A 10972-nucleotide genomic window follows, 5' to 3' on the forward strand; every position below is an offset into this window, starting at 1 on the left:
CGGCCCGCCGCCCGTGGCGTGCCGCCGCGCCCGGGGGCGGTGCGCGGCCCGGCCGCCTGGCGCCCGCGCAAGCCGTTCCAAGCCCTCGCCTGCCGGGCGGCGGCCCGATCCGGTCCGTCCCCGCCGTCGCGCGATCCGCCCCAAGGCCGAGGGCCGCTGATCGTGACCGATCGACGGCCCCCCATCGCCGGTCGGCCTGCGCCGCAAGCCTTGGCCAGGGCAGATCCCGCTCATGTGGACACACCTGATCGGGTTAAGATGCTCGTCGATTCAAATGGCCGGAGCGGTTGCCGCGAGCCATGGCGGACGGAAGCCGCCCTGGTGTCCCGAATCCGAAATTCGTCGCCACGCGTGGCGTCCTTCGGTCCGGTCCACCTCCCTTCGTTGGCGGTGGCCTGCTGGTCCGCTGCCTTCGCAGCCAGGGGCCGCGAACTTCGCGGGCAGAACACTGGCCGGCATGAGCCGCGGCGCCCGTCAGGACGCGCGGCAGGAATGGAGCCCTCATGCTGGTGGTATAAGGTGCCGCATGCGCCTGCCCCGCCGACTCCTGCCCATGCTGCTGCTGCTGCCCGCGGGGGCCCGCGCGCAGGGGCGGCAGATGCGGCCGGGGGCCGCGCGCTTGCTGGGGCCGGCGCGGGCCCAGGGCGCCCTGGTCTGGGCGCATCAGCATTACCTCGACGGGCCGCCGCCCGATCCGCCGCCCTTCCTCGACCGGCTGCTCGGGCAGGGCTGGGATCCCTGGCGGCTGGACCGGCTGGCGCCGGCGGCGCCCGGCCAGTTCGGGCTGGATCCGCTGGAGGCCGGTGCCGCGGCGCTGGCCGCCGGCACCGCGGCCCTGCGGCTGGAAGGCTACCGGCAGGTGCTGGTGGTCGGGGAAAGCCGCGGCGCCTTCATCACGCTGGTCGCGCTGCGCCAGGCCGGGCTGGCGGAGGCGGTGCTGCTGCTGGCCCCGGCGGCGCATGGCTCGCGGCCGGAACGGCGGCCGCAGGCCCTGGCCGAATTCCGCGCCGCCTGCGCCGCCGCCGTGCCCGGCGCGGTGCGGCGCGCCGGGCTGGTGCTGTTCCAGGACGATCCCTACGACCCCGATCCGGCGGCCCGTGCCGCCGCCTTCGCCGAGGGCATGGCGCGCTGCGGCGCCGCGGCGCTGGTCATCGACCGCCCGCCGCAGCCCATTGGCCATGGCGCGGCCGGCGACCCGGAATTCGACGCGCTGTTCGGCGCCCGGCTGGCGGGCTTCCTCGCGGGCTGACCCAGCCGCCGCGTCAGGGCAGGTCCCGATCCGATGGGATCACCTGGGCGGGTGAAGATGCGCGTCGATTCGAATGACGCGAGCGGTTGCCGTGAGCCATGGCGAAGGGAAGCGGCGTCAGGGGCGCTGCAGCAGCGCCAGGCCGGCCGGCGTGGCGCCCACCCGCAGCCCCTCCGCGCCGCCCGGCAGCAGGGCGACGAAGCCGCCATCCACCGCATCCTCCCACACCGTCAGCCGGGGGCAGGAGGTGCGCCAGGCCTCGATGACCTCCCGGTAGGGGCGGGGCTCGGCCGCCACCCAGGCGACCAGGTCGCGGACCAGCGGCGCGATGATCTCCGACATCCGTCCTCTCCTCCTCAGGGCACCAGCAGCAGCCAGCCGCCATAGGCCAGGTAGCCGCCGGAGACCGTGGCGATCAGCCGGCCGGTCCAGCGGCGGTACTGCGCATCACTCATCGCTTCCAGCACGCGCCGCGCCAGGGTGGTGCCGAGCATGGAGCAGGCAACGGCCATGGCGGCGACGCCGGGCGCGACGGTGCCGGCATCCGCCACCAGCGCGCCGAAATACAGCAGCTTCAGGCCATGCCCCGCCAGCTGGCAGGCCGCCTTGGTGGCGACGATCGCCCGGCGGTCCAGCCCGCCGCCCAGGAAGAAGCGGTCCAGCAGCGGGCCGGAGACGCCGGTGAGCAGCAGCAGGGACATGCAGGCGGCGCCATAGCCCAGCGCCTGGGCCGGGCGGTCCGGGTCCGGCCGCATGCCCTCCGGCATGGCCTGCGCCAGGAAGGGCGTGCCGCCCAGCGCAATGAGGGCCAACGGCTTGTCCGGCACCCAGCGCACCAGGCTCCAGCCCAGCATCGCCACCGCATAGCCCGCGAGCACCCAGGCCACCGGCCGCCAGGCGACATGCCGCCGCCAGAGGATGCCGCGCCAGCCATTCGACGCCATCTGGGTCACCGCGTGCAGCGCCATGGCCTCCGGCAGCGGCAGCAGGGCCAGCAGCACGCCGACCAGCACCAGCCCGCCCGCCATGCCGAAGATGCCCGAGAGCAGGGCGGTGAAGACCATCACGCAGGCCAGCAGCAGGAGGGTGGTCGGCGGCATCGGCATCCCTGGGCGGCGGGCCGACGCCGCGGGCCGCCGGGCATCGGTGTTCCGGGGGCGGAGCCTCGCCGGCGGGCCGTCATGCCCGGCCGCGATCCGCCCTTCCGCCGCGAAGGCTGCGTCCGTTGAGGCCCTGGCGCAAACCGGGATATCCTGGCCTGGGCCTCAGCTTTCCTGAGGGTATCGCCGATGCGCCGCCTGCCCTTCCTGAACGGCATCCGCGCCTTCGAGGCCGCCGGGCGGCTGGGCGGCTTCGCCGCCGCGGCGGCGGAGCTGCATGTCAGCCCGGCGGCGGTCAGCCGCCTGGTGAAGCTGCTGGAGTCGCGGCTGGGCCTGGCGCTGTTCGAGCGGCGGGCGAACCGCCTGGCCCTGACCCCGGCCGGCGCCCGCTACCTCGCGGGCCTCACCGGCCTGCTGGACGGGCTGGAGCGGCTGACGGAGGAGGTGGCGGCGCTGGGCGGGCGGCAGGTGCTGACGCTCGGCGTCGGGCCGACCTTCGCCATCCGCTGGCTGATCCCCCGCCTGGCGGACTGGCAGCGGCGGCATCCGGGGATCGAGTTGCGGATCGCCACGGGCGGGGCGCAGGTGCCCTTCGCGCCGGACTGGAGCGCCGGCATCCGGCTGGGGGAAGGGCGCTTCCCTGGCCTCGTCTCCATCCCGTTGCTGGCGGCGGACCTGACGCCGGTCTGCGCCCCGGCCCTGGCGCGGCGCCTCGCCGCACCGGGCGACCTGGCGGGGGAGAGCCTGCTGCGCGTCGCCCATGCGCCGGAGGACTGGCCGCGCTGGCTGGCCGCCGCCGGCTGCCCCGGGATCGCGGCGCAGGGGCCGGTCTTCGGCCAGTACGGCCAGGCGCTGCAGGCGGCGGCGGACGGGCTGGGCGTGGCCATGGGCATCCGCCCCTATATCGACGACGACCTGGCGGCCGGGCGGCTGCTGGCGCCCTTCGCCCTGGCGGTGTCGAAGGGCATGCGCTGGTCCCTGGTGCATGCGCCGCAGCGCGCGGCGGAACCGGCGCTGGCGGCCTTCATAGGCTGGATCACCGCGGCGGCGGGCGAGGGGAAGGAGCAGGGCGGCTAGAGCGGCTCGCGCTGCCTTCTGAACGCGCGAGCCGCCCTGTCCTATTGCTTGCAGAGCGGATGTACGCGTCCGGGCGTCCACGCCCTCCCGCGATCCGCTCTGAAGCGGATCGCGGCGCGCCGGGGGCGCTGCCTCGCCGCATCATCCACGGCTTGACGCCCATGGCCTGACGCCCCGGCCTGCGACCGCCGGCCGCGCGGCCTGCGATGGTCCTGTCGCGGGCGACGCCGTGCGCGGCGGGCCACCCCGGCGCTCAGGCTGCGGCGACGGCTTCGATCTCGACCAGCCAGTTCTCGTCGAAGATGCCCGCGACGACGACGGTCAGCGCCGCCTGCCTGCCGCGGAGCACCTCATTCCGCACGGCCCGGTTCGCCAGGGCGAAGGACCGGTCCGCCAGATAGGTCCGGTGCATGACCAGGTTGTCCAGCGTCATGCCGGCGGCGGCCAGTTGCGCCGCCACGTTCTTCCAGGCCTGCCGGCACTGCGCCTCGAACCCCTCCGGCACCGCGCCATCGGCTCCGACCGGGGTCTGGCCGCTGACGAAGAGCAGCCGCGCATGGCCGGAGACCTCCATGGCCTGGACATAGCCGGTGGCGGGTATGGGGGCGTCCGGCGCATTGATCGGGCGGGCGAGCATCGGCAGGTCTCCAGGCGTCGCGCCTCTCATCGCCCGCTTCGCCGGACCGGACAAACCATGGTTTCTTCGCGCCCGGGATAGAATTTCTATACCGTCATGCAGCTGCCCGTACGGGGGATCGCCGTCGTGAGCCACCGCTTGCCGCCGCTCAACGCGCTGCGCGCCTTCGAGGCCGCCGGGCGGCATCTCAGCTTCAAGCGCGCGGCGGGGGAGCTTTCGGTGACGCCGGGCGCGGTCAGCCAGCAGATCAGGCATCTGGAACAGGTGCTCGGCTTCCCGCTCTTCCAGCGCCTGCCCCGCGGCCTGCTGCTCACCGGCCATGGCGAGGCGCTGCTGCCCGTCATCGGCGAGGCCTTCGAGCGCGTCTCCGCCGCGCTCGAGGAGGTGGCGACGGCCATGCCCGGGCGCATCCTCCGCCTCGGCATCTCGCCAAGGCTGACGCGCGATCCCGAAGGACTGCTCGCCGCGCTGGTCGGGCCGGGCGGGGCCGAGGCGTTCATCCGGGTGCAGCCGACCGACGATGTCGGCGACCTGCTGTCCGGCGCGATCAACGCCGTCCTGCGGCCGGGGCGCGGGCCCTATCCCGGGCTGCAGGCGGAGGCGCTGGACCTCCATCCCGCCTTCGCCCCGCACAGGCGCGCGACACTGGTGACCTGGCCGGGCCTCGCGCAGTGCCGCGAGGTCCGGAGGGCGAGGGCGCTCCTCGGCCAGGCATGAGCGGCGGCGGCGCCGCGATCCCCGGCCGCGCGGCAGGGGACCGGCGGTCGCCCGGCGCCCTGCCACGCCTCAGGCATGCAGCCCCGGGGCTTCCTGGCCCGTGCGCGCGACATATTCCGTGTAGCCGCCGCCATACTGGTGCACGCCCTCCGGCGTCAGCTCCAGCACGCGGTTGGACAGCGCGGCCAGGAAGTGGCGGTCGTGCGAGACGAACAGCATCGTGCCCTCGTAGCCCGCCAGCGCGCCGATCAGCATCTCCTTCGTCGCCATGTCCAGGTGGTTGGTCGGCTCGTCCAGCACCAGGAAATTCGGCGGGTCGTACAGCATCAGCGCCATCACCAGCCGCGCCTTCTCCCCGCCCGAGAGCACGCGGCAGCGCTTCTCCACCTCGTCGCCCGAGAAGCCGAAGCAGCCCGCCAGCGCCCGCAGGGAGCCCTGGCTGGCGCGCGGGAATTCCGCCTCCAGCGTCTCGAACACCGTCCGCTCGCCATCCAGCAATTCCATGGCGTGCTGCGCGAAATAGCCCAGCTTCACGCTGCCGCCGAGCGTGACCGTGCCGGCATCCGGCCGGGTCGCGCCGGCGACCAGGCGCAGCAGCGTGGACTTGCCCGCGCCGTTCACCCCCAGCACCGCGCAGCGTTCCCGCCGCCGCACCAGCAGGTCCAGCCCGTCATAGATCACCCGGTCGCCATAGCGCTTGTGGACGCCGCGCAGGTTGGCCACGTCGTCGCCCGAGCGGGGCGCCGGCGGGAAGTCGAAGGTCACGGTCTGCCGGCGCTTCGGCGGCTCGACGCGGTCGATCTTCTCCAGCTTCTTCACCCGGCTCTGCACCTGCGCGGCATGCGAGGCGCGGGCCTTGAAGCGCTCGATGAAGGCGATCTCCTTCGCCAGCATGGCCTGCTGCCGCTCGAACTGCGCCTGCTGCTGCTTCTCCGCCAGCGCGCGCTGCTGCTCGTAGAAGGCGTAGTCGCCGGCATAGGCGGTCAGCGTTCCGCCATCGATCTCGAGGATGCGGTTGACGACGCGGTTCATGAATTCGCGGTCGTGCGAGGTCAGCAGCAGCGCGCCGTCATAGCCGGCCAGGAATTGCTCCAGCCAGATCAGGCTTTCGAGGTCGAGGTGGTTGCTCGGCTCGTCCAGCAGCATCACGTCCGGGCGCATCAGCAGGATGCGGGCCAGCGCCACGCGCATCTTCCAGCCGCCCGACAGCGTGCCGACATCGCCGTCCATCATCGCCTGGCTGAAGCCGAGCCCGGCCAGCACCTCCCGCGCGCGGCCTTCCAGCGCATAGCCGCCCAGCGTCTCGAAGCGCGCCTGCACCTCGCCGAAGCGCTCCAGGATGCTGTCCAGCTCATCCGCCCGGTCCGGGTCGGCGAGCGCCGCCTCCAGCGACGCCAGTTCGGCCGCGACCGTGCTGACATCGCCGGCGCCGTCCATCACCTCGGCCACCGCGCTGCGGCCGGCCATCTCGCCGACATCCTGGCTGAAGAAGCCGATGGTCGTGCCGCGGTCCACCAGGACCTGGCCCTCGTCCGGCGGCTCCTCCCCGGTGATCATGCGGAACAGCGTGGTCTTGCCGGCGCCGTTCGGGCCGACCAGCCCGGTCTTCTCGCCCCGCTGCAGGGCGGCCGAGGCCTCGACGAAGACCAGGCGCTGGCCGTTCTGCTTGCTGATGGAATCGAGGCGGATCATGGAAGGTCGGGCATCCCGGGCGGTGGCGGCAGGCTTATGGCATGCCGCCACCGCCGGATCATGGCCCCCATGCGGCCAATCCCGCTTCGTGACGGCGGGCCGGCCCCGGCGCCGGCGGCCGGGGTGCCGGGCAGAGGTGCCGCCGGCCTGGGCGCTCGGCAGACAGGAAGCGCCGGCGCCCGGGCACATGGCCGCCGCGCCGTCCCCCGGCGGCGGGCCGGCCCCCATGGCGGCTTCGTCCCTGGGGGGACGCGTCAGCCGCCGGCCGCCATGGCGCCGGGCGCCTCCCGCGCCGGCATGGCCCTGCCGCCCCGCGCCGCGCTGTCCCCGAAGACCAGCCTGGCCCGCTCCTCCAGCCCCATGACGTCCCAGCGCTGCGCCGCCTCAGGCCCCGCATCGGCCATGCGGCCCGCCACGCGGCGCTGCTGCGCCGGGGTCAGTTCGCTCCAGAACCGGGCCAGCCAGCGATGCCGCCGGATCCGGTCGGGGAGGTCGGCTCCCTTGTCCGCCGCCGCCCGGGCCGCCAGGGCGCGCGAAGCCGGCGGGTTGGGGCGCGGCTCCATGGCGCGGATCGGGCCCGGCCGCGGGTCCCATGCCGCGCAGGCGGTCACGGCCAGGCAGGCTGCGAGGAGGAGAAGCCAGGGAACGCGCCGCACAGGATCACTCCGTCCGGCCGGGCCGGCAGGCCGCGGCCGGGCAGCAACGTCGCCGCCGGCCGGTCGTTGCGTGGCTGGTCGGGGCCGCGGCGGATCGGCGGGCCGGGCATCGCCGAGGCCCGGCGCCGCCCCATGGCCGGCCCCTCGGTTCCGGGCTAGACCCCCGCCCCATGCTCAGGGGCGTCCTCACCGTCGGCGGCTGGACCATGGCCAGCCGCGTCCTCGGCTTCGCGCGGGACATGCTGATCGCCGCCAGGCTCGGCGCCGGGCCGATGGCGGATGCCTTCTTCGTCGCCCTGAAGCTGCCCAACCTGTTCCGCCGGCTGTTCGGGGAAGGCGCCTTCAACGCCGCCTTCGTCCCCGCCTTCGCCGGCACCCTGGCGGTGCAGGGGCCGAAGGTGGCGCAGCAGCTGGCCGAGCGCATGGCGTCGCTGATGACGCTCTGGCTCTCGCTGATGGTGGTCCTCGGCATCCTGACGATGCCCTGGCTGATGACGGTGCTGGCGCCCGGCTTCGCCGACGACCCGGCCAAGTTCCAGCTGGCGATCGAGCTGACGCGGATCACCTTCCCCTACCTGCTGCTGATCTGCCTGACCGCGCTGGTCTCCGGCGTGCTGAACGGGCTCGACAGGTTCGCCGCCGCGGCGGCGGCGCCGATCTTCTTCAACCTGCTCTCCATGGCGTCGCTGCTGGTGCTGGCGCCCTATGTGGCGACGCCGGCGCATGCGCTGGCCTGGGGCGTCACGGCCTCCGGCGCGGTGCAGCTCGGCCTCGTGCTCTGGGCCTGCGCCCGGGCCGGGATGGCGCTGCAATTCCTCAAGCCGCCCTCCCTGGCGCCGGAGGTGCGGCAGGTGCTGCGCCGCATGGTGCCCGGCATCATCGGCGCCGGCGTCACCCAGCTGAACCTGGCGGTGGACGTCATCATCGCCAGCTTCCTGCCCGCCGGCGCCGTCTCCTACCTGTACTATGCCGACCGGGTGGGGCAGCTGCCGCTCGGGGTCATCGGCGCCGCGGTCGGCACGGCGATGCTGCCGCTGCTGTCCCGCCAGGTCCGCTCGGGCGAGAGCCTCTCCGCCCACCGCACCATGAACCGCGCCATGGAGCTGTCGCTGCTGCTCTGCCTGCCGGCGGCGGCGGGGCAGGCGGCGGCGGCCTGGCCCATCGTGCAGGTGCTGTTCCAGCGCGGCGCCTTCGGCGCGGCGGAGGCGGATGCGACCGCCGCGGCGCTGGCCGCCTATGCGGTGGGGCTGCCGGCCTATGTGCTGGTGAAGGTCTATGCGCCGGGCTTCTTCGCCCGCGGCGACACGGCGACGCCGGTGAAGGTGGGGCTGGCGGCGGTGGCGCTGAACCTGGCGCTGAACCTGGTGCTGACCCAGTGGCTGCTGCATGTCGGCGTGGCGCTGGCGACCGCGATCTCCGCCTGGTTCAACGCCGCCATGCTGGGCTGGCTGCTGAACCGGCGCGGGCAGATGATCCTGGACCGGCGGCTGCGGCGGCGGGCGCCGCGGCTGCTGCTGGCCGCGACGCTGATGGCCGGCGCGATCCTGGCGCTGGAGGCGGTGCTGTTCCCGATGGCCGGGCCGCTGCGCTACGCCGCCCTGGCGCTGCTGGTGGGGACCGGCGGCGCGGTGTATTTCGCCGCCGCGCATTGGCTGGGGGCGGTGGACCTGCGGGACCTGCGCGGGCTGCTGCGCCGGCGGCGGAAGCAGCCGGCCTGAGCCGGCGCTTGACCTGCCGCGCCGACCGGGCAATCACCCCGGCCTGTCATCCCGCGGATGGTCTCCACCCCCATGCAGCGCGTCTTCTCGGGCATCCAGCCCTCCGGCATCCCGACCCTCGGCAACTATCTCGGCGCGATCCGCAACTGGGTCCCGCTGCAGGACACGCATGACGCGATCTATTGCGTCGTCGACCTGCACGCCATCACGGTCTGGCAGGACCCGAAGGAGCTCCAGGCCCAGACGCGGGAGATGGCGGCGGCGCTGATCGCCTGCGGCCTCGACCCCGCCCGCTGCATCCTGTTCGTGCAGAGCCATGTCCACGCCCATGCCCGCCTGGCCTGGATCTTCAATTGTGTCGCCCGCCTGGGGTGGCTCAACCGCATGACGCAGTTCAAGGACAAGGCCGGCAAGGACCGGGAGGCGGCGTCCGCCGGCCTCTATGTCTACCCGAACCTCATGGCCGCCGACATCCTGGCCTACCGCGCCACGCTGGTCCCGGTCGGCGACGACCAGAAGCAGCACCTGGAACTGGCCAACGACATCGCCGAGAAATTCAACCACGACTACGGCGTGCCGGGCTTCTTCCCGCGGATCGAGCCGCTGATCCAGGGCGTCGCCGCCCGCGTCATGTCGCTGCGCGACGGCACGAAGAAGATGTCGAAGTCGGATCCCTCCGACCAGTCGCGCATCAACCTGACCGACGACCGCGACACCATCGCCCTCAAGATCCGCCGCGCCAAGACCGACCCGGAGCCGCTGCCGGAGCAGGTCGGCGGGCTGGAGAGCCGGCCGGAGGCGCGCAACCTGGTCGGCATCCTCGCCGCCGTGACCGGCACCACGCCGGATGCCGTGCTGCGCGAGCATGGCGGCAAGGGGTTCGGGAGCTTCAAGGAGGTCCTCGTCGAGGCGCTGGTCGGCCATCTCAGCCCGATCCAGGCCGAGATGACCCGGCTGCTGGGCGACCCCGGCGCGCTGGACGCGGCGCTGCGCCAGGGCGCGGCGCGGGCGGCGGCGATCGCCGACCCGATCGTGACCGAGGCGGAGCGGGTGGTGGGCTTCCTGCCGCGCTGACCGGCAGGCGCCGGCCCCGTCACCCGGGCCGGCGCGGCGCCCTCATGCCGGCCAGCACCCATGCTGACCGCCATGGTCACTGGGTTTGGCGCGCAGCGGCCACGCCAACCCTGCGCGCGATACCGGCGCGCAGATGTCGGGACGGCCGCGCGCCGGCATCAGCCCTTCGCCTGTTCCCGCGCGAAGTAACTGGTCATCAGGTTGCGGTAGTTCGGGATGTGGTTGGACAGCAGGCTGCCCAGCCCCTCGATGTCGTTCCGCCAGTCGCGGTGCAGCTCGCAGGCCACGGCGAACCAGTTCACCAGCTGCACGCCGGCCGCCTGCATGCGCATCAGCGCCGCCGTCCGCACGCCCTGGTCGAAGGTGCCGGAGGCGTCGGTGACGGCGAAGACCTCGTAGCCCGCCTCCCGCGCCGAGAGGGCGACGAAGGCGACGCAGACATCGGTGACGACGCCGGCCAGGACCAGCTGCTTGCGGCCGGTCCTCTCGATCGCCGCGACGAAATCGGCATTGTCCCAGGCATTGATCTGGCCGGGGCGCGGGATGTATGGCGCCTCCGGGAACATCGCCTTCAGCTCCGGCACGATGGGGCCGTTCGGGCCGTCCTCGAAGCTGGTGGTCAGGATGGTGGGCAGCTGGAAGAACTTGGCGCAGGCGGCCAGCGCCAGGACGTTGTTCTTGAACTCGTTCGGCGTGTAGTCCTGCACCAGGGAAATCAGCCCCGACTGGTGGTCCACCAGCAGGACGACGGCGTCGTCCTTGTTCAGGCGGCGATAGGCATAGTCTCCGGCCATGACGCATTCCTTCCTGGGCCGCGCGCCTGGCGCGGCGGTCTGCGGCACGGCCTGGACGGGCGGCGCCGGGCGCGAAGGCTAGGGCCTGGAACCGGGGCGCGCTTGTCGCTGCGTGCTGCGCCACGCCAGCGATGGCGGCAGGGTGCCGGCATCGCGGGGCTCGTGGCTGGCGGGCGATGGTGCCGGCGGGGCGGGCCCGGCCGCGACGGGGCCCGGCCCAGCGGCCGGCGGCCATCCCGCTGCGGCGGGTGCCCTGCC

Annotated in this window: 11 protein-coding genes; 5 read left to right on the forward strand and 6 right to left on the reverse strand. The window is 73.9% G+C overall.

The features are described from left to right. The first annotated feature begins 553 nt into the window (after positions 1-553). A complete protein-coding gene (locus E2C05_RS23465) occupies positions 554-1249 on the forward strand; it encodes a hypothetical protein (protein WP_205082990.1) in 696 nt (231 codons plus the stop codon). A gap of 117 nt (positions 1250-1366) precedes the next feature. Here the strand turns inward: E2C05_RS23465 and E2C05_RS23470 are convergent, their stop codons facing one another. Together E2C05_RS23470 and E2C05_RS23475 are read right to left on the reverse strand one after the other, a co-directional pair. Then, on the reverse strand, positions 1367-1591 hold the full coding sequence (locus tag E2C05_RS23470; RefSeq protein WP_133222073.1) for a hypothetical protein: 225 nt from the start codon (positions 1589-1591) through the stop codon (positions 1367-1369). A gap of 14 nt (positions 1592-1605) precedes the next feature. After that, on the reverse strand, positions 1606-2349 hold the full coding sequence (locus E2C05_RS23475) for a TSUP family transporter (RefSeq protein WP_133222074.1): 744 nt from the start codon (positions 2347-2349) through the stop codon (positions 1606-1608). A gap of 189 nt (positions 2350-2538) precedes the next feature. On the opposite strand from E2C05_RS23475, the gene E2C05_RS23480 reads away from it, so the two are divergent. Further along, a complete protein-coding gene (locus E2C05_RS23480; protein ID WP_133222075.1) occupies positions 2539-3426 on the forward strand; it encodes a LysR substrate-binding domain-containing protein in 888 nt (295 codons plus the stop codon). 253 nt (positions 3427-3679) lie between these two features. Here the strand turns inward: E2C05_RS23480 and E2C05_RS23485 are convergent, their stop codons facing one another. Beyond that, positions 3680-4063 (reverse strand): RidA family protein, encoded by a 384-nt coding sequence (locus tag E2C05_RS23485; RefSeq protein WP_133222076.1) that lies wholly within the window; start codon positions 4061-4063, stop codon positions 3680-3682. Positions 4064-4189: 126 nt separating this feature from the next. Here E2C05_RS23485 and E2C05_RS35200 point away from each other — a divergent pair, with 126 nt between their 5' ends. Continuing rightward, entirely contained in the window at positions 4190-4780 is a 591-nt protein-coding gene (locus tag E2C05_RS35200; RefSeq protein WP_275670514.1) for a LysR family transcriptional regulator, read from the forward strand. 69 nt (positions 4781-4849) lie between these two features. Here the strand turns inward: E2C05_RS35200 and E2C05_RS23495 are convergent, their stop codons facing one another. After that, complete coding sequence (locus E2C05_RS23495; RefSeq protein ID WP_133222078.1) at positions 4850-6472, reverse strand: ABC-F family ATP-binding cassette domain-containing protein; 1623 nt, start codon at positions 6470-6472, stop codon at positions 4850-4852. A 254-nt stretch (positions 6473-6726) separates the two neighbouring features. After that, entirely contained in the window at positions 6727-7035 is a 309-nt protein-coding gene (locus E2C05_RS23500) for a hypothetical protein (RefSeq protein WP_133222079.1), read from the reverse strand. A 263-nt stretch (positions 7036-7298) separates the two neighbouring features. Here E2C05_RS23500 and murJ point away from each other — a divergent pair, with 263 nt between their 5' ends. Then, positions 7299-8846 (forward strand): murein biosynthesis integral membrane protein MurJ, encoded by a 1548-nt coding sequence (gene murJ / locus E2C05_RS23505; RefSeq protein WP_133222080.1) that lies wholly within the window; start codon positions 7299-7301, stop codon positions 8844-8846. A 72-nt stretch (positions 8847-8918) separates the two neighbouring features. Next, a complete protein-coding gene (gene trpS, locus E2C05_RS23510) occupies positions 8919-9920 on the forward strand; it encodes a tryptophan--tRNA ligase (protein WP_133222082.1) in 1002 nt (333 codons plus the stop codon). Between the two features lie 158 nt (positions 9921-10078). On the opposite strand, the gene ycaC is transcribed toward trpS, so the two are convergent. After that, on the reverse strand, positions 10079-10714 hold the full coding sequence (ycaC, locus tag E2C05_RS23515; RefSeq protein ID WP_133222081.1) for an isochorismate family cysteine hydrolase YcaC: 636 nt from the start codon (positions 10712-10714) through the stop codon (positions 10079-10081). Between the last annotated feature and the right edge of the window lie 258 nt (positions 10715-10972).

The sequence above is a fragment of the Paracraurococcus ruber genome (assembly GCF_004353985.1).
GTDB classification, from domain to species: Bacteria; Pseudomonadota; Alphaproteobacteria; order Acetobacterales; family Acetobacteraceae; genus Paracraurococcus; species Paracraurococcus ruber.